Here is a 22,656-nt window from a genome sequence, read left to right on the forward strand (position 1 = left end):
GGGGAACTCGGAAATGGGCAAGGCGTATGTCGTCGGCGTCGGCATGACGAAGTTCGAGAAGCCGGAGACCCGGGACTGGCAGTACTGGGACATGGCCGAGGAGGCGGGCACCGCGGCCCTCGCCGACGCGGGCGTCCCCTACGCGCGCGTGGAGCAGGCCGCCGTCGGCTACTGCTTCCAGGCCTCCACCGCCGGCCAGCGCGCCGCGTACGAACTCGGGCTCACCGGCGTCCCCGTCTACAACCTCAACAACAACTGCGCCACCGGCTCCACCGCCCTCATGGTCGCCCGGCAGTTCGTCGAGGGCGGCACCGCCGACTGCGTCCTCGCCCTCGGCTTCGAGAAGATGGCCCGGGGCGCGCTGGGAGGCGGGTCGGGCGCGGGCGACTTCAAGACGTCCCCCGTCGCCCGGCACTACGGCATCATGGCCGCCGCCCACGGCTTCGAGACGTCCCCGCCCACCGCCCAGATCTTCGGCAACGCCGCCCGCGAGCACATGGAGCGGTACGGGACGACCGAGGTGCAGCTCGCCGCCGTCGGCGCCAAGAACCACCAGCACTCCGTCAACAACCCGAACGCCCAGTTCCAGGACGTCTACACCGTCGACGAGATCCTCGCCGCGAAGACCGTCCACCGGCCGCTCACCAAGCTCCAGTGCTCGCCCACCTCCGACGGCGCGGCCGCCGCCGTCGTCGTCTCCGAGCGCTTCGTCGACGAACACGGGCTGCGGGACCGGGCCGTGGAGATCGCCGGACAGGCGATGACCACCGACACCGAGGAGTCCTTCGCCTCCGGCTCCTGCATCGACGCCGTCGGCCGCCCGATGTCCCGGGCCGCCGCCCGCCTCGCGTACGAGCGCTCAGGCCTCGGCATCGAGGACGTGGACGTCGTCGAACTCCACGACTGCTTCTCCATCAACGAGCTGCTCACCTACGAGGCGCTCGGCATGTGCGAGGAGGGCGCCTCCGGCAAACTCGTCCAGTCCGGCGCCACCACCTACGGCGGGCGCTGGGTCGTGAACCCCTCCGGCGGCCTCATCTCCAAGGGCCACCCGCTCGGCGCGACCGGCCTCGCCCAGGCCGCCGAACTGGTCTGGCAGCTCCGGGGCGAGGCCGGGGCCCGGCAGGTGGCGGGGGCGCGGGTCGGCCTCGCCCACAACATCGGCCTGGGCGGTGCGGCGGTGGTGACGCTCCTCCGAAAGGCCTAGGACGGAAACCCCATGTACGGGTGGGACCGAAACCTCATGTACGGGGCGGAGCCGGTCTGCGACCATCACATCCATGCCGCAGACCGACTCCGCCACCACGACCACGCCCTCCACCCCGAAACCCTCGTCCCGCGCCTGGGCGGTCGTCCTGACCGCCTGCGCGGGCCAGTTCCTCGTCGTCCTCGACGTCTCCGTCGTGAACGTGGCGCTGCCGTCGATGCGGTCCGACCTCGGGCTCTCGGCGGCCGGCCTGCAGTGGGTGATCAGCGCGTACGGGATCGCCTTCGCCGGGTTCATGCTGCTCGGCGGGCGGGCCGCCGACCTCTATGGGCGGAAGGCGATGTTCCTCCTCGGGCTCGGTCTCTTCACCGCGGCCTCGGTCGCGGGCGGCCTCGCCCAGGAGGGCTGGCAGCTCGTCGCGGGCCGCGCGGCCCAGGGCCTCGGCGCGGCCGTCCTCTCGCCGGCCACTCTGACCCTGGTCACCGGCGCCGTCGCGGCCGGGCCCGCCAGGACCCGGGCCATCGCCACCTGGACGGCGGTGGGCGCGGCCGGCGGCGCGGCGGGCGGCTTCGTCGGCGGGCTCCTCGTCGACCTGTTCTCCTGGCGCTGGGTCCTCCTCGTCAACGTCCCCGTGGGAGTCCTCGTCCTGGCCGGGGCGGTGTTCGCGCTCCGCGAGAGCCGCACCGGCACCGGCCGCCGCCTCGACCTGCCGGGCGCCGTCCTCGTCACCGCGGGCCTCGCCGTCCTCGCGTACGGCATCGTGCAGACCGAGGCGGCCGGCTGGACCGATCCGGCGACCGTCCTGACGCTCCTCGGCGGCCTCGTGCTCCTTGCCGTCTTCGTGGCCGTCGAGGCCCGCACGGCGGCCCCGCTGATGCCGCTGAAGCTGTTCCGCACGCGGGCGGTGTCGGCGGCCAACGTGGGGATCATGCTGTGCGGTTCGAGCTCGTTCGGCATGTGGTTCTTCATGACGACGTACGCGCAGAGCGTCCTCGACTACTCCCCGCTCCAGGCGGGTCTCGCGCTCGTCCCCAGCTCCCTCAGCGTCATCCTGGGCTCGAAGGCGGCCCCGCGCCTGATGCCGGCCGTCGGCGCCCGGAACCTCGCCGCCACCGGCGCGCTCATCGGGGCCGCCGGCTTCGCCTGGCAGTCCACGATGACCGTCGACGGCGGCTTCCTGACGACGATCCTCGGCCCCGGCGTCCTGATGATGGCCGGCATCGGCCTGGCCACCACCCCGCTGGCCACCCTCGCCACCTCCAGCGCCGCCCCTGGCGACGCGGGCCTCGTCTCCGGCCTCGTCAACACCTCCCGCACCATGGGCGGCGCCCTCGGCCTCGCGATCCTGAGCACCCTCGCGACCGCCGTCACGGGCCCCGCCGCGACCCCCGCCGCCCTCACCGCCGGTTACGCGGCGGCCTTCCGCGTCTCGACGGCCGTCCTCGTCGGCGCGGCCCTGCTGATGCTGATCTGGCTGCCGAGGGCCACGGCGGCGCGTGCCCGGTAGCGCTTTCCCCCCCGCCTTGTCGAGCTGATGGAATGACCACATGATCGGTCTTGCAATCGCGCTGGTGGTCGCACTCCTCGTGAAGTGGCTGCTGCGCGTCCGGAAGCAGCGCCGGATCGCCGCGCAGGCGGCGGACGGGCGAGTCGAGATCTCGTGCGTGATGCGGCGGGAGAACGGGGGCTGGAAGGCCGGCCGGCTCGTCCGGGACGGCGGCGGCCTCAGCTGGAGGCCCGCCCTCAGAGGGGCGGCCGTGAGCCTCCCCGACGATCTCAGGGTGGAGACGAGCCGCCGGGTCTCCGCGCGCGAGGCGATGTCGGTGAATCCCCGGGCGGAGATCCTCGAATGCGGCTCGGCACAGGGGAAGCTGCAGCTGGGAGTCCTGCCCGAGGACCACCGGCGGGTGGCGGACCTCCTCGGGAGGCAGGACGCGCCGGCCTCCCCGCCGGGCGGTCACAGCCAGCCCTGCTGACGGGCCGCCCGGACCGCCTCCATGCGGTTGCGGGTGCCCGTCTTGCCGATGGCGGACGAGAGGTAGTTCCGTACCGTCGACTCCGAGAGGTGGAGGGTCGCGGCGATGTCCGCGATCGTCGCGCCGTCCACCGAGGCGGCCAGGGCGTCCCGCTCACGCCCCGTCAGCGGGTTCGGGCCCGCGCTGAGGGCCGCCGCCGCGAGGGCGGGGTCGATGACCGTCTCGCCCCGCAGCACCTGGCGGACGGCCTCGGCGAGGTCCTCCACGGGGCCGTCCTTGACCAGGAAGCCCGCCGCGCCCGCCTCCATCGCCCGGCGCAGATACCCCGGCCGGCCGAAGGTCGTCAGGATGAGGACCCGGCAGTCGGGGACCTGGTCCCGCAGGTCCGCCGCCGCGTCGAGGCCCGAGCGGCCCGGGAGTTCGATGTCGAGGAGGGCCACGTCCGGGCGGGCGAGGAGCGCCGCGTCGACGATCTCGTCGCCCCGGCCGACCTGCGCGACCACCTCGATGTCGTGCTCCATCCCGAGCAGCAGGGCCAGCGCCCCGCGCATCATGCCCTGGTCCTCGGCGAGCAGAAGTCTGATCATTCCGCGGGCTCCCCCCGGTGCTGTACGGAGGTCTCCACGGGGAGTTCCGCGGTGACCCGGAACCCGCCGCGCGGTGCCGGTCCCGAGTCAAGAGTGCCGCCTGCCGCGGCGACACGCTCGCGCAGGCCGCGCAGTCCGCTCCCCGGCGTGGCGTCCGCCGGGCCGCGGCCGTCGTCCGTGACGGTGAGGCGGACCCGCTCGGCCGTGCCGGAGAGGTCGATCTCGCAGCGGGACGCGCCGCTGTGCCGTACCGCGTTCGTCGCCGACTCCCGCACCACCCAGCTCAGCAGGGCCTCCGTCTGCGGCTCCAGGAGCGGGCCCGAGCGGCGTACGACCGGTTCGATGCCGGCCGTGGAGAGGGCGTCGCGCGCCCGGTCGAGCTCGGTGGCGAGGCTGCCCTCGCGGTAGCCGGTGACCGCCTCGCGGATCTCGGTGAGCGCCTGGCGGCCCACGGACTCGATGTCCGCGACCTGGACGAGGGCCGCGTCCAGGTCGTGCGGGGCGAGGCGCCGTACGACCTCCGACTTCACGACGATCACCGACAGGGTGTGGCCGAGCAGGTCGTGCAGGTCGCGGGAGAAGCGCAGCCGTTCCTTCTCGACGGCCGCCGTGGCCAGCTCCTCCCGGGTCGCCCGCAGCTGGTGGACCGTCTCGTCCAGGGCGAGGATCGCCGCCGTCACCATGATCGAGATGAACGTGCCGTACACGATCCCGATGGAGTCCCAGCCGTCCCGCCAGAAGGTCACCGCCCCGACGGCGAGGACCAGCGGGAACGTGATGATCGGCAGGAGCCTGCCGCGCCGGACCACCGCGCCGACCCCGAGGCCCAGGAGCGGGAAGAGGAGCAGCCACTCCCGGCCGTACCCGATGGCGAGGCCGAAGGTGATCACCCCGAGGCCGATGAGGAGCCCCCAGGTCAGGGGCGTCTCCCGGCTGCGCGGGTCGAAGGCGCGGAACACGATCGCGATGTACACCGAGTTGAAGGCGAGCAGGCCGAGGCCGCCGATCCACGGGTTGGGCGCCTCGCCGCTGATGAGGTGGGAGAGCGCCCCCAGGCCCATCAGCAGCCAGGGGAGGAGGCTCAGTCCGCTGGGTCCCCGTTCACCGCGCCTGTCCGCCCTGGCTCGCAACCTCTGCCGGATCGTCATGTCCGCTCCTCACACCGTCCTCGCCGAACGACGGTACGAGACCGCCGCGTACGTCCCGAACAGTGCCGCCCAGGCGACGATCACCGCCAGGGCCGTCGCCCCCGGGGCGTGCCCGGCCGTGACCGAGACGCCGATCTCGGCGAAGCGGTTGGTCGGGGTGTAGGCGGAGAGGGACTGGAGCCAGCCGGGGAAGAGGCTCACCGGGAACCACAGGCCGCCGAGGACCGCGAGGCCCAGGTTGCAGGCGATGTTCGCGACGCCCGTCGTCTGCGCGGTGAGGCGGTAGCCGTTGCCGATGCCGAGGAGGGTGAAGGGGAGGGAGCCGAGCCAGAGGGCGAGCGTGACCACGGCCCACTGCCAGGCCGCCAGGTGGACGCCGTTGAACAGGCCGCCGGCGAGGAGGACTCCGAGGATCGCCGGGAGCACCACCACCGAGCCGGTGAGGGCGCGGCCGGTGACGACCTGGCGCGGGCTCATCGGGGTGATCCGCAGCTGCCGCAGCCAGCCGGAGCCCTTGTCCTCGGCGACGCCGGTGCCGATCGACAGGGCGGCGCCGAGCGCTCCGTAGGCCGCCATGCCGACCATGGAGGCGGCCTTCCACTCGGGTTCGTTCTGGCCGCCGAGGTTGGTGAAGAGCAGGTACATCATCACCGGGACGGCGATGGTGCCGATGGCGAAGCCGGTGTCGCGCAGGGTCCGGCGGACTTCGAGGCGTACGTACTCGGTGATCATCGGGTCGTCTCCAGGGAGGGGGCCGGCGCGGTCGAGGCGCGCGCGGTGAGGGTGAGGAAGGCGTCGTTGAGGGAGACGGGGCCGACTTCGAGGCCCCGGACGGCGTTCCGGTCGGCGAGCGCGCGGACGGTCGCGTCGGAGTCGTCGGTGTGCAGCCGGGCGCGGTCGCCGCGGATCTCGACGGAGGTCACTCCGGGGAGCAGGTGCAGGCCCTCGGTGGGTCCGCCGGCCAGGTCGAAGGAGACGAGGCTGCCGCCGGCGGCGCGCTTGAGGTCCTCGCTGGTGCCGGCGGCGAGGACGCGGCCGGAGTCGATGACCACGATCCGGTCGGCGCTGGCGTCGGCCTCCTCCAGGTAGTGGGTGGAGAACAGGATGGTGTTGCCGCGCCGGGCGTAGCCGCGCATCGCCTCCCAGAAGACCTCGCGGGCCTCGACGTCGAGGGCGGCGGTGGGCTCGTCGAGGACGATCAGCTCGGGGTTGCCGACGAGGGCCACGGCGAAGCGGACGCGCTGGACCTGGCCGCCGGAGAGCCGGTCGATCCTCCGGCCGGCGAGGTCGGTGAGGTCGGCGAGCGCGAGGGCCTCGGAGACGGGCATGGGCTTCGGGTAGGTCCGGGCGACGAAGGCGACGAGCTCGCGGACGGTGACCCGGGGGATCGGGCGGCCGTCCTGGAGCATCGCGCCGACCCGGCCGGCGGCGACGGCCTGGGCCGGGGTGCCGCCGAAGAGCCGGACCTCGCCGCCGTCGGGTTCGTCGAGGCCGAGGAGCAGGCCGATGGTGGTGGACTTGCCGGCGCCGTTGCGGCCGAGCAGGGCGACGGTCTCGCCGCGGTGGATGGTGAGGTCGATGCCGTCCACGGCGCGGACCGGTCCGAAGGACCGGGTGACTCCGGTGAAGGCGACCGCTGTCTCGTTCTTCATGGGTACGACGCTACGGAGCGGGGGCGGCGGCCCGGCAGGAGTGAATGTACGGACCCGGCCGTGACAAATGTCCCGGGTCACATCTGACGTGTCGTCAGGAGGGGTTCCCAACCCCACGCCCCTCCGCTATACATGGGGCACCGAACTGGAACGCGTTCTAGATCCGGCGCGTGTCAGGGACGGTCCCCGCACGGCCTCGGTGCGGTCGACGGTGCGGACGGCCGCGCCGAGGTCTCCACCCGCCACAAGGAGCTGCAGCCCGATGCCCATCGACCCCGCAAAGGCCGTCGCCGCGGAACCCCGCAGCGCCGAGATCTCCTGGGACCACAAGGACGTCCAGCTCTACCACCTGGGCCTCGGGGCGGGCGTCCCCGCGACCGACCCCGACGAGCTCCGCTACACCCTGGAGTCCCGGCTCCACGTCCTGCCCAGCTTCGCCACCGTCGCGGGCGCCGGCATGGGCGTCGTCGGCGGACTCTCCGCCCCCGGGATCGACATCGACCTCGCCGCCGTCCTGCACGGCGGCCAGTCGATCACCCTCCACCGCCCGCTGCCCACCGGCGGCCGCGCCGTCTCCACCTCCCGCGTCGCCGCCGTGTACGACAAGGGCAAGGCCGCCGTCCTCGTCCTGCGCTCCGAGGCCGCCGACGAGGACGGCCCGCTGTGGACGAGCGACGCCTCGATCTTCGTACGCGGCGAGGGCGGCTGGGGCGGCGACCGCGGGCCCTCCGAGCGCCTCGAACTCCCGGACCGCGCGCCCGACGCCACCGTCGAACGGCCCGTCCGCGAGGAACAGGCCCTGCTCTACCGGCTCTCCGGCGACTGGAACCCGCTCCACGCCGACCCCGAGTTCGCCAAGCTCGCCGGCTTCGACCGGCCGATCCTGCACGGCCTCTGCTCGTACGGCATGACCCTCAAGGCGGTGGTGGACACGCTGCTCGGCGGGGACGTCACCCGGGTCCGCTCGTACCGCACCCGCTTCGCCGGGGTCGTCTTCCCGGGCGAGACCCTGCGCATCCGGATGTGGGCCGGGGACGGCCGCGTCCAGGTGGCGGTGACGGCCGTGGAGCGCGACGACGCCCCGGTCCTCGCGGACACCCTCGTCGAACACTCCTGATCATCCGATTGGAGCCGCACCATGCGCGCAGCCGTACTGCACGAGATCGGCCAGGACAAACTCGAAGTCCTCGACGACGTCGAGGCGGTGGGCTTCGGCCCGGGCAAGGTGAGGATCCGGGTGCGGGCCACCGGCCTGTGCCACTCCGACGTCTCCGCGATGAGCGGCGTCCTCCCGCAGCCCGCCCCCTTCATCCCCGGCCACGAGGGCGCCGGCGAGATCCTCGACGTCGGCGACGGCGTCACCGGACTCAGCCAGGGGCAGCGCGTCCTGCTCTGCTGGCTGCCCGCCTGCGGCAGCTGTCCGTCCTGCAGGCGCGGCCAGACCCAGCTGTGCCTGGCCGGCTTCATGAACGCCGGCATCCCCAACTTCAAGCGCCCCGGCGGTGACGTCTTCGGCTTCGCCGGCACCGGCACCTTCACCGAGGAGGTCGTCGTCGACGCGGGCTGCGCCGTCCCGATCCCCGACGACGTGCCCTTCGACATCGCCGCCCTCATCGGCTGCGGCGTGACGACGGGCCTCGGCGCCGCCATCAACACGGCCAAGGTGGAGGCCGGTTCGTCGGTCGCCGTCATCGGCTGCGGCGGCGTCGGCATCTCCGCGATCCAGGGCGCCAAGCTCCAGGGCGCCGCCCAGATCGTCGCCGTCGACCCCGTCGAGTCCCGCCGCGAGGCCGCCCTGAGGTTCGGCGCCACGGAGGCGGTCGCCCCGGAGGCGCTCGCCGACGCCAAGCAGCGGATCACCGGCGGCGAGGGCTTCGACTACGTCTTCGAGGTCGTCGGCAAGTCCGCCACCGCCCGCACCGCGTACGAGACGACCCGCCGCGGCGGCACCCTCTGCGTCGTCGGCGCGGGCGCCCTCGACGACCACCTCCAGCTCAACATGTTCGAGCTGTTCTTCGACGAGAAGCGGATCCTGCCCTCGATGTACGGCGGCGGGGACGTGCTCCGTTCGTACGAGCGGGCCATCGCGCTCTGGCGGGCCGGCCGCATCGACCTGGAGTCGCTCATCACCCACCGGGTGCCGCTGGCGGGCATCAACGAGGCCCTGGAGCAGATGCGGACCGGCGCGGCCCTCCGTACCTGCATCGAGATCTGAGAGACCCGCATCGCGAGCTGAGAGGACTTCTGCGAGATGTCACTCCCTCTTGAGGGTTTGAGCGCGATCGTCACCGGCGCCGGGCGCGGTCTCGGCCGCGCCGAGGCCCTGGAACTGGCCCGGCTCGGCGCCGCCGTCGTCGTCAACGACTACGGGCAGCCCGGCCGCGACGGCTCGGGCGAGGCCTCCGCCGCACCCGCCGAGGAGGTCGCGGCCGAGATCCGCGCGGCGGGCGGCCGGGCGGTCGCCCACCTCGGCGACGTCTCCGACTTCGAGACGGCGCGGGCCCTGGTGGACCTGGCGGTCTCCGAGTTCGGGAAGCTGGACGTCCTGGTCAACAACGCGGGCATCCTGCGCGACCGGATGGTCTTCTCGATGAGCGAGGACGAGTGGGACTCGGTCGTACGGGTCCATCTCAAGGGCCACTTCAACACCACCCACTTCGCGGCCGTGCACTGGCGGGGCCGCGCCAAGGCGGGCGAGGCCGGCGTCTACGGCCGGATCGTCAACACCTCCTCCGAGGCCTTCCTCGCGGGCTCGGCCGGCCAGCCCAACTACGCGGCGGCCAAGGGCGGCATCGTGGGCCTGACCACCTCGTCGGCGCTCGCGCTCGCCCGGTACGGGGTGACGGTGAACGCGATCTGCCCGCGGGCCAGGACCCGGATGACCGAGGACGTCTTCGCGGGCTTCGGGGAGCCGGGGGAGGGCGAACTCGACCCGCTGTCCCCGGACCACGTGGCGCCGCTCGTCGGCTATCTGGCCTCCCCGGCGGCGGCCGGGGTCAACGGGCAGCTGCTCGTCGTGCACGGCGGGATGGTCGCGGTCGTGGACCGGCCCAGGGTCTCGGCCAAGTTCGACACGGCCAAGGAGGTCTTCACCTACGAGGAGCTGGACTCCCTTCTGACCCCGCACTACGCGTCCCGCCCGGCGGGCGAGACCTTCGCGGCGGCGGAGGTGCTGGGGCTGAAGAAGGGCTGAGCCACGGGGGTGCCGGTGGGGAAAGGCGAAGGGCCCCGGGGGTCACCCCCGGGGCCCTTCGTTTCCTCCGTCAGTGCGCGTGGGCCTCGGCCTCGCGGCGGTGCCGGCCGTGCGGGGAGGACGTGGAGTCCTCCGCCGGGGACGCCTGACCGCGGTGCTTCCCGGAGCCGGTCGACTCCGCACCCTGCGTGCTTGCTTCGGACATGCTGGAACTCACCCCGTTGGTCGTGCTCTTGCTGTGCGGCGGAGAGTCTAGCCAGCCGGTTTGCGGTCCGTCAGAGGAGCCTGCTGCAAAGGCACCGGACGGCACACCCGGGGCTCCTCGACGGCCACCGGGCCGGGCTCGGGCTCCGGCTCCGGGGGGACCTCCAGGGCGGCGAGACCGCACGGAGCCCCGGCCGTCGCGTACGGCAGCCGCAGCACGCCCCCGGCCGTCCACAGGCCCGCCCCGGCCAGCCAGCCCTGGGGCGCCGCCAGCTGGGCCATCCGGCGGGACGAGGGCTGCCAGGCGCCCACCCAGCTGCCGCCCGCCGCGTCGATCCGCAGCGCCACCGCACAGCTCTCCGGCATCAGCACCTGCCCCGGCTGCACCGCGAACGGCGTCACCGCCGCGTCGTCGAGCCGCAGGCACTCGGGGAACCGCACCGGCAGCAGGCTCCCGAGCACGCCCCAGCCGAGCCGGTCGTGACCCGGGGACGGGGCGTCGGAGCGGATCAGGAGCAGCCCGCTGTCCGGGTCCGCGAGCAGCAGCCGGTCGTCGCTCTCCTCGGTGATCTGGAGCAGCGGCGTCACCTCCCCGCCCCGCTCCAGGTCGACGGCGACCGCCTTCACCGGACCGCCGTCGAGCCGCCGGTCGAGCGCGAGCATCCGGCCCGTGCGGTCCAGCCAGACCCCGCCCGAGCAGCGGCCCCTGACCTCCGCCACCTTCTCCGGGCCGAAGGCCCCGCCCGCCACCAGCCACAGCGTCGTGGTGCCGGGGCCGACGCACATCGCGTACGCGCAGATGCCGTCCGGCGAGGGCGGGAGCAGCACCAGGTGCTCGGAGCCGGGCGCCTCCACGGCGCCGAGCTGGAGCTCGCCGGTGGCCGGTCCCGTGGGGTAGAGCAGGGAGAACGTGTTCCGCCGCCCGTCGACGCGGCGGGCGACGAGGACCCGCCCGTCGGCGAGGGGCAGCAGCTGGGCGCCCGGATCCTCCGGCTGGCCGAGGGGGAGCGGCACGGCGTACGGCTCCGGGCCGTCGAGGGTCCACCTCTCCACGTACAGGGCGTCGCCCTCGCCCGCGAGCCTGGCCGCGTACGCGCCGTTGGCCGTGATCGTGAACCCCGTCGGCCGGCCGCCGTCGCCGCCGGGAAGTCCGGCGCGGTCGTCGTCCTCGGCCGTGGTCTCGATGGCACACGCTGTCATCGACTCGTCACCTCCGGCAACGAAGCTAGTTTTCGCACTTCCAGCCGAACAACACGAGTGGGGTCACTTCACACATAAGGGTGGCCCTGCGGCGGTTCGGCTGAGGGGGAGGGGGTGGGTGTGCTGAAGTGACCCATGGTGAGTAAGGTAAGGCGAACCTAAGTGGAACCTGGGGCTCCGTCAGGGTGCGCCAGGACGACCCGTACAGGAGCCCTCCCATGTCCTTCCGCCGCCGTGGCACCGCCACCGCCCTCGCCCTCGCCGCCGCGCTCTCGCTCGCGGCCTGCGGAGGCGGCGACGGGTCCTCCGACCCCGCGAAGAAGGAGGACACGTCCAAGAAGAAGGACGTCGCCACCGGCGGCAAGGACTTCGGCGACGCCGCCGCCAGGACCGCCGCCATGGGCACCGACGCCAAGCCCGGCCAGTTCCCGCGCACCCTCACCCACGCCCTCGGCAGGACCGAGCTCAAGACCGCCCCCAAGCGGGTCGTCGTCCTCGACGTCGGCGAGCTCGACAACGTCGTCTCCCTCGGCGTCAAGCCCGTCGGCTACGCCCCCTCCGAGGGCGACGACGGCATCCCCGGCTACCTCGCGAAGGACGCCGGCACCCCGAAGTCCGTCGGCACCATCAACAACCTCAACCTGGAGGCCATCGCCAACCTCCAGCCCGACCTCATCCTCGGCAGCCAGCTGCGTGCCGCCGACAAGTACGACGAACTGTCGAAGATCGCGCCCACCGTCTTCTCCCTCCGCCCGGGCTTCACCTGGAAGGAGAACTACCTCCTCAACGCCGCCGCGCTCGACAGGACCGCCGAGGCGAAGGCGAAGCTCGCCGCGTACGAGACGAAGGCGAAGCAGCTCGGCGCGGACATCGGCCCCCACAAGCCGACCGTCTCGATGGTCCGCTACCTCCCCGGCAAGATCCGCCTCTACGCCAAGGCCTCCTTCATCGGCACGATCCTGGAGGACGTCGGCCTGCCCCGGCCGAAGAACCAGCAGATCGACGAGCTGGCGGCCGAGGTCAGCCCCGAGCGGATCGACGAGGCCGACGCCGACTGGATCTTCACCGGCGTGTACGGCGACGCCAAGGCCACCAAGAAGGACACCGCCCAGGCCAACCCGCTCTGGAAGAACCTCAAGGCCGTCAAGGCGGGACAGGCCAAGGACGTCCCGGACGAGACCTGGTACCTCGGCCTCGGCGTCACGGCCGCGGACAGCGTCCTCGACGACCTGCGCGGATACCTCGTGAAGAAGTAGCACCCCGGCGGTGGGCCGTCCGGCCGGGCCGCCCGGCCGGGTTGTCCACAGGTCCGGACGGCGGGGCGCGGGGGCCAGGTAGCCTTTCCCTCGTGCCCCGTCTGTCTGAAGTCATCGCCGCGCTCGACGCCCTCTGGCCGCCAGAGCGAGCCGAGTCGTGGGACGCCGTCGGCACCGTCTGCGGCGACCCCGACGCCGAGATCACCCGCGTCCTCTTCGCCGTCGACCCCGTCCAGGACATCGCCGACGAGGCGATCGCCCTCGGCGCCGACCTGATCGTCACCCACCACCCGCTCTACCTGCGCGGCACGACGACGGTCGCCGCCGGCCACTTCAAGGGCCGCGTCGTGCACACCCTCATCAAGCACGACATCGCCCTCCACGTGGCGCACACCAACGCCGACACCGCCGACCCCGGCGTCTCCGACGCCCTCGCCGGCGCGCTCGACCTCCGGATCACCGGCCCCCTCGTCCCCGAGAACAACCTCGGCCGGATCTGCGAGCTCGACCACCCCGAGACCCTCGCCGAGTTCGCCGCCCGCGCCGCCGAGCGGCTGCCCGCCACCGCGCAGGGCATCCGCGTCGCCGGCGACCCCGGCATGATCCTGCGCCGCGTCGCCGTCAGCGGCGGCTCCGGCGACAGCCTCTTCGGCGCCGTACGGGCCGCGGGCGTCGACGCCTTCCTCACCGCCGACCTGCGCCACCACCCGGTCTCCGAGGCGACCCAGCAGTCGCCCCTGGGCCTGGTCGACGCCGCCCACTGGGCCACCGAATGGCCCTGGTGCGAGCAGGCCGCCGCGCAGCTCGACTCGATCTCCGACCGCCACGGCTGGGACCTCCGCGTCCACGTCTCGAAGACGGTCACCGACCCCTGGTCCTCCCACCACACTTCCTCTGGAGCCCCCAACTGAACGCCGCGCCCGCCGACCAGATCCGCCTCCTCGACGTCCAGGCCCTGGACGTCCGCCTCCAGCAGCTCGCCCACAAGCGCAGGTCGCTGCCCGAGCACGCCGAGATCGAGGCGCTGACCAAGGACCTCAACCAGCTGCGCGACCTGCTCGTCGCCGCGCAGACCGAGGAGAGCGACTGCGGCCGCGAGCAGACCAAGGCCGAGCAGGACGTCGACCAGGTCCGCCAGCGCGCCGCGCGCGACCAGCAGCGCCTCGACTCCGGCGCCGTCTCCTCCCCGAAGGACCTGGAGAACCTCCAGCGCGAGATCGTCTCCCTCGCCAAGCGCCAGGGCGACCTGGAGGAGATCGTCCTGGAGGTCATGGAGCGCCGCGAGTCCGCCCAGGAGCGCCTCACCGAGCTGACCGAGCGGGTCGCCGCCGTGCAGGGCAAGGTGGACGACGCCACCGCGCGCCGCGACGCCGCCCAGGCCGAGCTGGACGCCGAGGCGGCCTCCGTCGCCAAGGACCGCGAGGTCGTCGCCGGTCCCCTCCCGGAGGACCTGCTCAAGCTGTACGACCGCCTGCGCGAGAAGCAGGGCGGCGTCGGCGCGGCCCGCCTCCACCAGCGCCGCTGCGAGGGCTGCCGCCTGGAGCTCGACATCACCGAGGTGAACGAGATCCGCGCCGCCGCGCCCGACAAGGTCGTCCGCTGCGAGAACTGCAGCCGCATCCTGGTCCGCACCGCGGAGTCCGGCCTGTAATGACCTCTTCACGCGAGCTGATCGTCGAGGCGGACGGCGGCTCCCGGGGCAACCCGGGGCCCGCCGGTTACGGCGCCGTGGTCCTGGATCCGGTGACGGGCGAGACGCTCGCGGAGGCCGCCGAGTACATCGGCGTGGCGACGAACAACGTCGCCGAGTACAAGGGCCTGGTCGCGGGCCTCAAGGCGGCCCGGGAGCTGTTCCCGGACGCCGCCGTCCACGTCCGCATGGACTCCAAGCTCGTCGTCGAGCAGATGTCCGGCCGCTGGAAGATCAAGCACCCGGACATGAAGCCGCTCGCCGCCGAGGCCGCCCGCGTCTTCCCGCCGGGACAGGTCCGCTACGAGTGGATCCCCCGCGAGCGGAACAAGCACGCGGACCGGCTCGCGAACGAGGCGATGGACGCCGGCAAGCACGGCCGCCAGTGGCAGCCCTCCGCCTCCACCGCCGCCCTCGACACCTCGGCCGCCCGCAACGCCGCCACCCCGCCCCCCTCGGGCCCGCCCGGCGACGCGACCGCGGGCGCGGCCCGCGCGCGTGCGGCGCTGGCGACGTCGTCCTCCGGGCCTGCGGGCGCCTCGGGCGGTACGGGAACGGGTACAGGCACGGGCGCTTGGCCGAGCGCCGTGGCGCGCCCGGCGAGCTCCGCCGAGACGCTGGACGACGGCCTGTTCGCCGCCGAGGAGGCCGTCGCGGCCTCGGTGGCCTCCGGCGACTTCGAGGCCGAGGCGGGCGTGCTGGCCCCGACGGGCCACGCGGCCCGCACCCACGTCCCGGCGGCAGGGCACCTCGGGGCCGCGCATGCGAGTGCCGAGGCGGCCGCAGGCACCGCCGGTCCGGGCGCGCCCGCGCAGGGCGGCACCACCGCCCCGGCGGCGGCTGCCCCCGCAGCGGCCCCCGCGGCGGGCAGCACGCTCGCTCAGGGCGGCACTTCCGCGCAAGCCGGTGCTGCAGGCGTACCGACCGCCCCCGCGCAGGCCGCTGCCGCAGCGGCGCCCGCGGTGGGCAGCACCCTCACGGAGGGCGGCGCCGCTGTGGCCCAGGCCGGTCCCGCAGCCGCTCCCGCGCAGGCCCCCGCCCCCCGCCAGGGCTGGGCCGCCCCCGACATGGGCGCGCCCGCGACCTTCGTCCTCCTCCGGCACGGGGAGACCGCGCTGACGCCCGAGAAGCGGTTCTCGGGGAGCGGGGGCAGTGACCCCGAGCTGTCGGCGGCCGGGTTGCGGCAGGCCGAGGCCGTCGCCGAGGCGCTCGCCGCGCGCGGCACGATCCAGGAGATCGTGAGCTCGCCGCTCACGCGCTGCCGGCAGACCGCCGGGGCCGTCGCGGCCCGTCTCGGGCTCGACGTGCGGATCGAGCAGGGGCTGCGGGAGACGGACTTCGGCGCGTGGGAGGGCCTGACGTTCGGGGAGGTCCGGGAGCGGTACCCGGAGGACCTCGACGCCTGGCTGGCCTCGGCGAAGGCCGAGCCGACCGGCGGGGGCGAGAGCTTCGCGACCGTCGCCCGGCGCGTGGCCGCCGCACGGGACCGGCTGGCCGCCGTGTACGCGGGCCGCACGGTCCTCCTGGTCACCCACGTCACGCCGATCAAGACGCTGGTCCGGCTCGCGCTCGGCGCCCCGCCGGAGTCGCTGTTCCGGATGGAGCTGTCGGCCGCCTCGATCTCGGCCGTGGCGTACTACGCCGACGGCAACGCGTCCGTACGGCTCCTCAACGACACCTCGCACCTGCGGTAGCGGGCCGGGCAGCGCGCAAACCGATGGCGGCGGGCCCCGTCCCCGTACCACCATCACCCGCATGACCTGGTCCTCCACCGACAGCCCCGCCGTCTTCCGGGCGGCCGCCGCGGAGCATCTCGCCGCCGACCCCGCCCGCAACACCGCCGTGCTCACGCTCATGGACACGGCCGGGCGGCTCGGCTGGTGGACGGAGGCGGACGGCCGGGTCACCGGCGTCCTGGCGGAGGCGCCGCCCGGCGTGACCTCCTTCGGGGCCATGACGGAGGAGGCGGCCCGCGCGCTGGCGTTCCCCGGAGGGCTCCCCGGCGGTGAGCAGCCGACCGAGGTGCGCGGCGAGACCGCCGCCGTCGAGGCGTACGCGGAGGCCACCGGCCGCCCCTGGGCGCCCACCGTCCGCATGAGGCTCTTCCGGCTCGGCGAGCTGACCCCGCCGGACCCGGCCCCGGCCGGCGGGGAACGGCTCGCGACCGAGGCCGACGTCCCGCTCGTCGCCGCGTGGACGAGGGAGTTCGCGGTGGCCATCGGCGACGAACCCGCCGAGGACTACACCGGCTTCGTCGCCGAGCGGATCTCCGAGGGACGGCTGTGGCTCTGGGAGGCCCCCGACGGCCGCCCGGTCTCCATGGCCGCCGTCTCCCGCACGATCGAGGGCCAGGCCCGCGTCCACCTCGTCCACACCCCGCCCGCCGAGCGCCGCCGGGGGTACGCGGCCGGCGCCACCGCGGCGGTCAGCCGCGCCGCCCGGGAAGCCGGAGTCGCGCAGGTCCTCCTCTTCACGGACCTGTCCAACCTCACCAGCAACGCCCTCTACCAGCGCCTCGGCTACCGCCCCGTCACCGATCACCTCGGCGTGCGGTTCAGGGGCTGACCGGCGTCCGCAGCGCCGCCGCCCCGCGCGCCAGCTCCTCCACCCGCGCCCAGTCGCGGGCCGCGAGGGCGTCCGGCGGCAGCATCCACGTACCGCCGACGCAGCCGACGTTCGGGAGGGCGAGGTAGGCGGGGGCGGAGGCGGGGGAGACGCCGCCCGTGGGGCAGAAGCGGGCCCGGGGGAGCGGGCCCGCGAGGGACTTCAGATACGGGATGCCGCCCGCCGCCTCGGCCGGGAAGAACTTCATGTCCCGCACCCCGCGTTCCAGGAGGGCCACGACCTCCGAGGCCGTCGACACCCCCGGCAGGAACGGCACGCCCGAGTCCCGCATCGCGCCGAGCAGCCGCTCGGTCCACCCCGGGCTGACCAGGAACCGCGCCCCGGCGCCCACCGCGTCGACGACCCCGGCCGCCGAGACGACGGTCCCCGCGCCGACGACCGCCTCCGGCACCTCGGCCGTGATCGCGCGGAGGGCGTCGAGCGCGGCCGGGGTCCGCAGGGTGACCTCGATCAGCGGCAGCCCGCCCGCCACCAGGGCCCGCGCCAGCGGCACGGCGTCGGCGGCGTCGTCGATCACGACGACGGGGACCACGGGGACGGTCGGGGCAAGGCCGAACACGCTCGTCATGGGCGCCATCCTGCCCAGGGCGAGCGTCACCCGCAACGAGCGTTGCGGAGGGTGCAACGGGTGGCGGCTAGTGGATTTCGTCCACCAGGACGTCCAGCGCCCCCGCCTTCCCGCCCTCCTCCACCACGTACCCCAGCCCCCGCAGCGCCTCCACCAGCTCCGCCGGCGAACCCGGCTCCGCGCCCGCCTCCAGGAGGCTCCGCACGATCCGGCCCTTCGTCGCCTTGTTGAAGTGGCTGACCACCTTCCGGGTCGGCGCATGCAGCACCCGCACCGTCGCCGTCCGGGCCGCGAGCTCCCCCTTCGGCTTCCACGCCGACGCGTACGCCGAGGAGCGCAGGTCCAGGACGAGCCCGTCCCCGGCCGCCTCCGGCATCACCGAGGCCATCGCGCCCCGCCAGTGCGCGCCCAGCGCCCCGAGGCCCGGCAGCTTCACGCCCATCGAGCAGCGGTAGGACGGAATCCGGTCCGTCACCTTCACCGCGCCCCACAGCCCGGAGAACACGAGCAGCGAGTCCCCCGCCCGCTTCCGCGCCGCCTCGTCCAGCGTCGCCAGACCCAGCGCGTCGTACAGCACGCCCGTGTAGATCTCCCCGGCCGGACGCGCGCCCGCCGTCCGCAGCTCCGTGTTCTTCGCGACCTCGCCGCGCAGCCCCTCGCTCAGGCCCAGCACCTCGCGCGCCTTCTCCTCGTCGGCGGCGCACAGCTCGACCAGCTCGTCCAGGACCGCCGCCCGCGCCTCCGCGAGCCCCGGCAGGGACAGCGACTCCGGCTTCAGCGGCGCCCCCCGTCCCGAGGAGGCCTTGCCTTCGGAGGGCGGCAGCAGCACGAGCACGGTGGTTCTCCTTCGTACGTACGGGGGTGGGGGTGCGGCCCCGACGCTCCAGCGTACGAGGCCCCTCCCCACTCCGCGTACAGGCGCCGGGCCCCACCCCGCGTACGAGGCACCGGACCACCCCGCCCACCTACGAGGTGCCGGGCCCCACCCCGCGCCATACGCTCGGTCCATGCCCCGCCGCCACATCCACGTGACCGGCGCAGCCGAGGCTCCGCTGCGGGCCGCCCTGCGCGCACTCCGTACCGAGCTGGCGATCCCGGAGGACTTCCCGCCCGCGGTCCTCGCCGAGGCCGAAGTCGCGGCCAAGAACCCCCGGCTCCCCTCGTACGACGCCACCGACCTCCCCTTCTTCACCATCGACCCGCCCGCCTCCACCGACCTGGACCAGGCCATGCACCTGGCCCGCCGGGCCGACGGCGGCTACCGCGTGCACTACGCCATCGCCGACGTCGCCGCCTTCGTCACGCCCGGCGGCGCGATCGACGCGGAGGCCCACCGGCGGGTCCTCACCCTGTACTTCCCCGACGGGAAGGTCCCCCTCCACCCGCCGGTGCTCTCCGAGGGCGCCGCCAGCCTCCTCCCCGGCGAGCCCCGCCCCGCCCTCCTCTGGCGCATCGACCTCGACGCCGAGGGCCGGCGGGTCGCCACCGACGTCCGCCGCGCCCTCGTCCGCAGCCGGGCCAAGCTCGACTACGCGGGCGTGCAGCGGCAGATCGACGACGGAACCGCCGAGGAACCCCTCGCCCTCCTCCGGGACATCGGCCGGCTCCGCGAGGCCCTCGAAGCCGAACGCGGCGGGATCTCCCTCAACGTCCCCGAACAGGAGATCGTCGAGCGGGACCACACCTACACCCTCGAATACCGCGCCCCGCTCCCCGCCGACGCCTGGAACGCCCAGGTCTCCCTGCTCACCGGCATGGCCGCCGCCGACCTCATGACCGCCGCCGGCACCGGCATCCTGCGCACCCTGCCCACCGCCCCCGACGGTGCCGTCGCCCGGCTGCGCCGCTCCGCCCAGGCCCTCGGCGTCGACTGGCCGCACCACGTCTCGTACGCGGACGTCGTCCGCTCCGCCGACCCCGCCAACCCGCGCCACGCCGCCTTCCTCCAGGAGTGCACCACCCTCCTGCGCGGCGCCGGCTACACCGTCTTCACCGACGGACACGTCCCCACCCCCGCCGTCCACGCCGCCGTCGCCGACGAGTACACCCACTGCACCGCGCCGCTGCGCCGCCTCGTCGACCGGTACGCGGGCGAGCTGTGCGTGGCGGCGGTCGCCGGGAACGAGCCGCCCGAGTGGGTGCGGGCCGCGCTGCCCGCCCTCCCCGACGAGATGGCCGGCGGCGCCCGCCGCGCCAACACCGTCGAACGCGAGAGCGTCGACATCGTCGAGGCGGCCCTCCTGAAGGAACGGATCGGCGAGATCTTCGACGCGTACGTCATCGACGTGAAGGAACACGAACCGGCCGTCGGCACCGTCCACCTGGAGGACCCGGCGGTCGTCGCCCGCATCGAGGGCGGCGGGTCGAAGCTGCCGCTGGGGGAGTGGCTGCGGGTCAGGCTGTCGGAAGCGGACCCGGGGACGGCGAAGGTCCTGTTCGCGCCCGCGTGAGCGCGTCGTACAGGGCCTTCGGCTCGTCGGCGTGCAGCCGGATCAGCCGCACGGGGCGGGGCGCGCCGAGCAGCCGGGGCGCGTCGACCGGCTCGGTCAGCTCGATGGTGACGGAGGTCCGGGAGCCGACGGCGAGGTTCAGCTCGCCCTCCTTCTTCTCGTGCGAGAAGAGGGACTCGCGCCGGACGGCGGCGATCCGCCCGACCGGGACGCGCACGTCGACGTGCGCGGCCTGCCGGACCCGCAGGACGTCCCCGGTGAGCGTGTGAGGCCGGGTCGCCGAGGCGGCGTGCAGCCCGAGCACGAACAGCACGGTGTAGACGTCGAGGACGAGGAAGACCGCGTGGACGAGGGGCCAGTCGGCCAGCAGGTACGACATGCCGACCGTCTCGACCGCGCACACGAACGCGAAGCCGTACATCAGCGCCGCCTGGTCCCGGGCGTACGGGAACACCCCGCCCGTCCCCGCCACCCCGTCCGCCCGCCGCCCGACCCACCGCACGAGGCTCACCAGGAGCCGCAGCTCGTGCCCGACCAGCCGCAGGACGACCCCGGGCACCAGCTCGCCCAAGGCCTCCCGGGCGGAGAGCCCGCGCCGCCGCAGCCGGAGGAAGACACCGAGCTCGACGCCGAGGACCCCCAGCACGAGCAGCTCCCCGGCGAGAAGCGCGCCCTCGGGTATCCGCACCCCGGCGAGCAGAAGGACGAAGAGCACGCACTCGGCGGGGAGCGCGGCGTAGGCGACACCACGCAGGAGCCGCAGCGGACGGGCGCGGGGCGCGCCGTCCCCGTCCGGCTCGTGGGGCGCGTGGCCCTCGTCCGGTCTGCGGGGCGCGTCGTCCTCGTCCGGTTTGTGGGGTGCGCCGTCCTGGTCCGGCTCGTAGGGCGCGCTGTCCCCGTCCGGCCTGCGAGGTGCGTGCCCCTCGTCCGGCTTGTGGGGTGCGCCGTCCTCGTCCGGCCTGCGGATGGTGTTCGTCATCGGTCCGCTTCCCCTCTCCCCGTTCTCTCCGCCTGTCGTGCCGCCACCAGCTCCACCGCCCGCCGCACCGCCGCCGACTGGGCCGGGGCGAGGTCCGCGAAGAGCGTGTCGGCGAGACCCCCGGCGCCCTCCGGCGGCAGGTCCACCGCCATCTCGTCCGGCAGGGCGGCGGCCATGGCGCGGGCGGCCACCTCCACCCGGGGGTCGTCCGGCGCCGCGTCGGCGAGGGAGTCCAGGAGCTCGTACAGCTCCCGCGCGCCGTCCGCCGCCCCGTGCATCAGCTCGATCAGCCGGACCCGCTCCGCCTCGGGGAGGACGGTGTCGAGGAGGGTCAGGATCTCCCGGTCCTTCGCCGCCATCGGGGACTCGGGCTGCTCACCGAGACCCACGAGCAGCGCGGTCAGCTCCGGCGAGAGGGGACCCTCGGCGGGCAGCCGCCCGGCGCGGGCCTCGGCGAGGAGCGGGGCGAGGCGCTCCCGGCGCTCCCGGATCACCGCCTCCTGCCGGGCCAGGTCGTCCGCCAGCTCCTCCAGGACCTCCACGAGCCCCCGCCCCTCGTCGTCCGCCAGCACGTCCCGCACCTCGTCGAGGCCGAGCCCCAGCTCGGTCAGCCGCCGGATCCGGGCGAGGAGCACGGCCTCCCGGATCCCGTACTCCCGGTACCCGTTCGCCCGCCGCCCGGGCTCGGGCAGCAGCCCCGACTGGTGGTAGTGCCGCACGGCCCGGGGAGTGACCCCGACGAGCGCGGCGATCTCGCCGATCCTCATGCGCCCAGTAGAAACCCTGACGCTGCGGCAAGGTCAAGCGCCGTCCGTCCCGCCAGGTAGCATGGTCGGCACGGCAGACGAGCCGGGCGGACGGCCGCGTGGAGATCCTCGGATCTCCCCGAGGAACGTCCGGGCTCCACAGAGCAGGGTGGTGGCTAACGGCCACCCGGGGTGACCCGCGGGACAGTGCCACAGAAAACAGACCGCCGGGGACCTCGGTCCTCGGTAAGGGTGAAACGGTGGTGTAAGAGACCACCAGCGCCTGAGGTGACTCAGGCGGCTAGGTAAACCCCACCCGGAGCAAGGTCAAGAGGGGACACCCCGGTGTCCCTGCGCGGATGTTCGAGGGCTGCTCGCCCGAGTCCGCGGGTAGACCGCACGAGGCCGGCGGCAACGCCGGTCCTAGATGGATGGCCGTCGCCCCGACGACCGCGAGGTCCCGGGGCACAGAACCCGGCGTACAGCCCGACTCGTCTGTCGGCCCACGTGGGAAGGGCCCCTGAACAGGTTTCCGCCTGATCAGGGGCCCTTCTCGCTTCCTCGAACCCGAGGGCCCGGGTCTCCTCCCGTGCGACGGGGGGTGCGGCGGGCCTCGCCTCCGAGGATGCCAGGACGCGAGCGGCCGAGCCGGATACACTCAAGTCGCCCAAAAATTCCTGTAGTTCGTGAAGAGAGATCGGCCCTTACAAGGCGATGCCGGTTCGACCGCCCCTGCGTCGGGGGGCCGGGCGGTCAGCTCGGCGCCTTCGCCGAGCCCTCTCTGAAAGGAGCTACATGGAGCTGGCGGGATGGGTGACTGTGGGGACGGCTGCGGTCGTAGGGGGCTTCACCGTGGTGGGGCACCTCTTCGATCAGGTTCCCGCGCTCGCCCAGAAGATGATCACGGCGATTCGGTCCGTTCGCGCGGTGCGCGACGAAGTCATGGCCAAGCGCGAGTGATCAGGGGTCCCGCTGGAGAGAGCCCCGAGTCTCCAGCGGGACGCCGTCCCGGAACCCGAGTCGCCTCCTGCGGTCGGCGACGGCGGCGATCGCTTCCCGGGCTCGACGCGCACGCGGCGCCGGTCGCCCTCGGGATCGTCCCCGGCCGCATCCGCGAAGTCGCCGAGACCGGGTGCGCGGGGAGCTGGCCGGTGAGCGCGGTGACGGTCTCCTGA

General features: G+C 74.1%; 23 protein-coding genes and 1 other RNA gene. 14 read left to right on the top strand and 10 right to left on the bottom strand.

Going from position 1 to position 22,656, the window contains the following annotated elements; genetic code table 11:
- The first annotated feature begins 13 nt into the window (after nucleotides 1-13).
- The 3 genes from ACH4TP_RS16380 to ACH4TP_RS16390 all read left to right on the top strand — a co-directional run bounded on the left by ACH4TP_RS16380 (nucleotide 14) and on the right by ACH4TP_RS16390 (nucleotide 3,183).
- Nucleotides 14-1,207 carry a lipid-transfer protein gene (locus ACH4TP_RS16380; protein WP_398438284.1) on the top strand — a complete coding sequence of 398 codons (1,194 nt, stop codon included), beginning with the start codon at nucleotides 14-16 and terminating at the stop codon, nucleotides 1,205-1,207.
- A 73-nt stretch (nucleotides 1,208-1,280) separates the two neighbouring features.
- Nucleotides 1,281-2,714 (top strand): MFS transporter, encoded by a 1,434-nt coding sequence (locus ACH4TP_RS16385; protein ID WP_398438286.1) that lies wholly within the window; start codon nucleotides 1,281-1,283, stop codon nucleotides 2,712-2,714.
- A gap of 40 nt (nucleotides 2,715-2,754) precedes the next feature.
- Nucleotides 2,755-3,183 (top strand): hypothetical protein, encoded by a 429-nt coding sequence (locus ACH4TP_RS16390; protein ID WP_398438287.1) that lies wholly within the window; start codon nucleotides 2,755-2,757, stop codon nucleotides 3,181-3,183.
- On the opposite strand, the gene ACH4TP_RS16395 is transcribed toward ACH4TP_RS16390, so the two are convergent.
- Genes ACH4TP_RS16395 through ACH4TP_RS16410 form a run of 4 tightly spaced genes read right to left on the bottom strand, consistent with a single transcriptional unit; the run spans nucleotide 3,165 to nucleotide 6,570 of the window.
- Nucleotides 3,165-3,770 (bottom strand): response regulator, encoded by a 606-nt coding sequence (locus ACH4TP_RS16395; RefSeq protein ID WP_389230109.1) that lies wholly within the window; start codon nucleotides 3,768-3,770, stop codon nucleotides 3,165-3,167. The genes ACH4TP_RS16390 and ACH4TP_RS16395 overlap by 19 nt on opposite strands.
- Nucleotides 3,767-4,918, bottom strand: a complete 1,152-nt coding sequence (locus tag ACH4TP_RS16400; RefSeq protein ID WP_398178012.1) for a sensor histidine kinase — start codon at nucleotides 4,916-4,918, stop codon at nucleotides 3,767-3,769. Before ACH4TP_RS16400 ends, ACH4TP_RS16395 begins: the two co-directional genes overlap by 4 nt.
- 9 nt (nucleotides 4,919-4,927) lie before the next feature.
- Nucleotides 4,928-5,650: an ABC transporter permease gene (locus ACH4TP_RS16405; RefSeq protein ID WP_398178009.1), complete on the bottom strand. Its 723-nt coding sequence runs from the start codon at nucleotides 5,648-5,650 to the stop codon at nucleotides 4,928-4,930.
- Nucleotides 5,647-6,570 (bottom strand): ABC transporter ATP-binding protein, encoded by a 924-nt coding sequence (locus ACH4TP_RS16410; protein ID WP_389230103.1) that lies wholly within the window; start codon nucleotides 6,568-6,570, stop codon nucleotides 5,647-5,649. The genes ACH4TP_RS16405 and ACH4TP_RS16410 overlap by 4 nt, the downstream gene beginning before the upstream one ends.
- 262 nt (nucleotides 6,571-6,832) lie before the next feature.
- Here ACH4TP_RS16410 and ACH4TP_RS16415 point away from each other — a divergent pair, with 262 nt between their 5' ends.
- From ACH4TP_RS16415 to ACH4TP_RS16425, 3 genes are read left to right on the top strand one after another with little or no spacing between them, the layout of a single operon-like run.
- Entirely contained in the window at nucleotides 6,833-7,687 is an 855-nt protein-coding gene (locus tag ACH4TP_RS16415; protein ID WP_389230100.1) for a MaoC/PaaZ C-terminal domain-containing protein, read from the top strand.
- A gap of 21 nt (nucleotides 7,688-7,708) precedes the next feature.
- On the top strand, nucleotides 7,709-8,785 hold the full coding sequence (locus ACH4TP_RS16420) for a Zn-dependent alcohol dehydrogenase (RefSeq protein ID WP_398178005.1): 1,077 nt from the start codon (nucleotides 7,709-7,711) through the stop codon (nucleotides 8,783-8,785).
- Between the two features lie 36 nt (nucleotides 8,786-8,821).
- Nucleotides 8,822-9,763: a 3-oxoacyl-ACP reductase gene (locus ACH4TP_RS16425; RefSeq protein WP_389230094.1), complete on the top strand. Its 942-nt coding sequence runs from the start codon at nucleotides 8,822-8,824 to the stop codon at nucleotides 9,761-9,763.
- A 70-nt stretch (nucleotides 9,764-9,833) separates the two neighbouring features.
- Here the strand turns inward: ACH4TP_RS16425 and ACH4TP_RS16430 are convergent, their stop codons facing one another.
- Both ACH4TP_RS16430 and ACH4TP_RS16435 read right to left on the bottom strand, forming a co-directional pair.
- A complete protein-coding gene (locus ACH4TP_RS16430) occupies nucleotides 9,834-9,968 on the bottom strand; it encodes a hypothetical protein (protein WP_389230091.1) in 135 nt (44 codons plus the stop codon).
- A 47-nt stretch (nucleotides 9,969-10,015) separates the two neighbouring features.
- The gene (locus ACH4TP_RS16435) at nucleotides 10,016-11,167 is read right to left on the bottom strand and encodes a hypothetical protein (RefSeq protein WP_389230088.1); all 1,152 of its coding nucleotides are present in this window, start codon (nucleotides 11,165-11,167) and stop codon (nucleotides 10,016-10,018) included.
- A gap of 218 nt (nucleotides 11,168-11,385) precedes the next feature.
- On the opposite strand from ACH4TP_RS16435, the gene ACH4TP_RS16440 reads away from it, so the two are divergent.
- The 5 genes from ACH4TP_RS16440 (at nucleotide 11,386) to ACH4TP_RS16460 (ending at nucleotide 16,678) form a co-directional block, all read left to right on the top strand.
- Nucleotides 11,386-12,423 (top strand): ABC transporter substrate-binding protein, encoded by a 1,038-nt coding sequence (locus ACH4TP_RS16440; RefSeq protein WP_398177995.1) that lies wholly within the window; start codon nucleotides 11,386-11,388, stop codon nucleotides 12,421-12,423.
- Nucleotides 12,424-12,515: 92 nt separating this feature from the next.
- A complete protein-coding gene (locus tag ACH4TP_RS16445) occupies nucleotides 12,516-13,334 on the top strand; it encodes a Nif3-like dinuclear metal center hexameric protein (protein ID WP_398177992.1) in 819 nt (272 codons plus the stop codon).
- Nucleotides 13,331-14,074: a zinc ribbon domain-containing protein gene (locus ACH4TP_RS16450; protein WP_398438455.1), complete on the top strand. Its 744-nt coding sequence runs from the start codon at nucleotides 13,331-13,333 to the stop codon at nucleotides 14,072-14,074. Before ACH4TP_RS16445 ends, ACH4TP_RS16450 begins: the two co-directional genes overlap by 4 nt.
- The gene (locus ACH4TP_RS16455) at nucleotides 14,074-15,807 is read left to right on the top strand and encodes a bifunctional RNase H/acid phosphatase (protein ID WP_398438291.1); all 1,734 of its coding nucleotides are present in this window, start codon (nucleotides 14,074-14,076) and stop codon (nucleotides 15,805-15,807) included. The genes ACH4TP_RS16450 and ACH4TP_RS16455 overlap by 1 nt, the downstream gene beginning before the upstream one ends.
- 61 nt (nucleotides 15,808-15,868) lie before the next feature.
- On the top strand, nucleotides 15,869-16,678 hold the full coding sequence (locus tag ACH4TP_RS16460; RefSeq protein ID WP_398438293.1) for a GNAT family N-acetyltransferase: 810 nt from the start codon (nucleotides 15,869-15,871) through the stop codon (nucleotides 16,676-16,678).
- On the opposite strand, the gene eda is transcribed toward ACH4TP_RS16460, so the two are convergent.
- Complete coding sequence (gene eda / locus ACH4TP_RS16465; RefSeq protein ID WP_398177983.1) at nucleotides 16,668-17,306, bottom strand: bifunctional 4-hydroxy-2-oxoglutarate aldolase/2-dehydro-3-deoxy-phosphogluconate aldolase; 639 nt, start codon at nucleotides 17,304-17,306, stop codon at nucleotides 16,668-16,670. The two genes, ACH4TP_RS16460 and eda, sit on opposite strands and share 11 nt — an antisense overlap.
- Nucleotides 17,307-17,373: 67 nt before the next feature.
- Nucleotides 17,374-18,141, bottom strand: a complete 768-nt coding sequence (gene yaaA, locus ACH4TP_RS16470; RefSeq protein ID WP_398177980.1) for a peroxide stress protein YaaA — start codon at nucleotides 18,139-18,141, stop codon at nucleotides 17,374-17,376.
- Between the two features lie 172 nt (nucleotides 18,142-18,313).
- Between yaaA and ACH4TP_RS16475 the strand changes: the two genes are divergently transcribed.
- On the top strand, nucleotides 18,314-19,756 hold the full coding sequence (locus tag ACH4TP_RS16475; RefSeq protein ID WP_398438295.1) for an RNB domain-containing ribonuclease: 1,443 nt from the start codon (nucleotides 18,314-18,316) through the stop codon (nucleotides 19,754-19,756).
- Here ACH4TP_RS16475 and ACH4TP_RS16480 read toward each other — a convergent pair.
- Both ACH4TP_RS16480 and ACH4TP_RS16485 read right to left on the bottom strand, forming a co-directional pair.
- Nucleotides 19,701-20,735, bottom strand: coding sequence for a hypothetical protein (locus tag ACH4TP_RS16480; protein ID WP_398438297.1), 1,035 nt, complete (start codon nucleotides 20,733-20,735; stop codon nucleotides 19,701-19,703). The genes ACH4TP_RS16475 and ACH4TP_RS16480 overlap by 56 nt on opposite strands.
- A complete protein-coding gene (locus ACH4TP_RS16485) occupies nucleotides 20,732-21,502 on the bottom strand; it encodes a MerR family transcriptional regulator (RefSeq protein WP_398438299.1) in 771 nt (256 codons plus the stop codon). Before ACH4TP_RS16485 ends, ACH4TP_RS16480 begins: the two co-directional genes overlap by 4 nt.
- A 78-nt stretch (nucleotides 21,503-21,580) precedes the next feature.
- Between ACH4TP_RS16485 and rnpB the strand changes: the two genes are divergently transcribed.
- Both rnpB and ACH4TP_RS16495 read left to right on the top strand, forming a co-directional pair.
- An RNA gene (gene rnpB / locus ACH4TP_RS16490) (RNase P RNA component class A) lies at nucleotides 21,581-21,979 on the top strand.
- Nucleotides 21,980-22,276: 297 nt separating this feature from the next.
- Nucleotides 22,277-22,441 (top strand): hypothetical protein, encoded by a 165-nt coding sequence (locus tag ACH4TP_RS16495; RefSeq protein WP_389230058.1) that lies wholly within the window; start codon nucleotides 22,277-22,279, stop codon nucleotides 22,439-22,441.
- Nucleotides 22,442-22,656 lie beyond the last annotated feature (215 nt).

The sequence above is a fragment of the Streptomyces sp. NPDC021012 genome (assembly GCF_044333355.1).
In the GTDB taxonomy this organism is placed as follows: Bacteria; Actinomycetota; Actinomycetes; order Streptomycetales; family Streptomycetaceae; genus Streptomyces.

Bases quoted from the DNA above. Each gene is read 5' to 3' on its own strand.
- ACH4TP_RS16380 (WP_398438284.1), top strand. From the start codon at position 14: ATGGGCAAGGCGTATGTCGTCGGCGTCGGCATGACGAAGTTCGAGAAG.
- ACH4TP_RS16385 (WP_398438286.1), top strand. From the start codon at position 1,281: ATGCCGCAGACCGACTCCGCCACCACGACCACGCCCTCCACCCCGAAA.
- ACH4TP_RS16390 (WP_398438287.1), top strand. From the start codon at position 2,755: ATGATCGGTCTTGCAATCGCGCTGGTGGTCGCACTCCTCGTGAAGTGG.
- ACH4TP_RS16395 (WP_389230109.1), bottom strand. From the start codon at position 3,770: ATGATCAGACTTCTGCTCGCCGAGGACCAGGGCATGATGCGCGGGGCG.
- ACH4TP_RS16400 (WP_398178012.1), bottom strand. From the start codon at position 4,918: ATGACGATCCGGCAGAGGTTGCGAGCCAGGGCGGACAGGCGCGGTGAA.
- ACH4TP_RS16405 (WP_398178009.1), bottom strand. From the start codon at position 5,650: ATGATCACCGAGTACGTACGCCTCGAAGTCCGCCGGACCCTGCGCGAC.
- ACH4TP_RS16410 (WP_389230103.1), bottom strand. From the start codon at position 6,570: ATGAAGAACGAGACAGCGGTCGCCTTCACCGGAGTCACCCGGTCCTTC.
- ACH4TP_RS16415 (WP_389230100.1), top strand. From the start codon at position 6,833: ATGCCCATCGACCCCGCAAAGGCCGTCGCCGCGGAACCCCGCAGCGCC.
- ACH4TP_RS16420 (WP_398178005.1), top strand. From the start codon at position 7,709: ATGCGCGCAGCCGTACTGCACGAGATCGGCCAGGACAAACTCGAAGTC.
- ACH4TP_RS16425 (WP_389230094.1), top strand. From the start codon at position 8,822: ATGTCACTCCCTCTTGAGGGTTTGAGCGCGATCGTCACCGGCGCCGGG.
- ACH4TP_RS16430 (WP_389230091.1), bottom strand. From the start codon at position 9,968: ATGTCCGAAGCAAGCACGCAGGGTGCGGAGTCGACCGGCTCCGGGAAG.
- ACH4TP_RS16435 (WP_389230088.1), bottom strand. From the start codon at position 11,167: ATGACAGCGTGTGCCATCGAGACCACGGCCGAGGACGACGACCGCGCC.
- ACH4TP_RS16440 (WP_398177995.1), top strand. From the start codon at position 11,386: ATGTCCTTCCGCCGCCGTGGCACCGCCACCGCCCTCGCCCTCGCCGCC.
- ACH4TP_RS16455 (WP_398438291.1), top strand. From the start codon at position 14,074: ATGACCTCTTCACGCGAGCTGATCGTCGAGGCGGACGGCGGCTCCCGG.
- ACH4TP_RS16460 (WP_398438293.1), top strand. From the start codon at position 15,869: ATGACCTGGTCCTCCACCGACAGCCCCGCCGTCTTCCGGGCGGCCGCC.
- eda (WP_398177983.1), bottom strand. From the start codon at position 17,306: ATGACGAGCGTGTTCGGCCTTGCCCCGACCGTCCCCGTGGTCCCCGTC.
- ACH4TP_RS16475 (WP_398438295.1), top strand. From the start codon at position 18,314: ATGCCCCGCCGCCACATCCACGTGACCGGCGCAGCCGAGGCTCCGCTG.
- ACH4TP_RS16480 (WP_398438297.1), bottom strand. From the start codon at position 20,735: ATGACGAACACCATCCGCAGGCCGGACGAGGACGGCGCACCCCACAAG.
- ACH4TP_RS16485 (WP_398438299.1), bottom strand. From the start codon at position 21,502: ATGAGGATCGGCGAGATCGCCGCGCTCGTCGGGGTCACTCCCCGGGCC.
- ACH4TP_RS16495 (WP_389230058.1), top strand. From the start codon at position 22,277: ATGGAGCTGGCGGGATGGGTGACTGTGGGGACGGCTGCGGTCGTAGGG.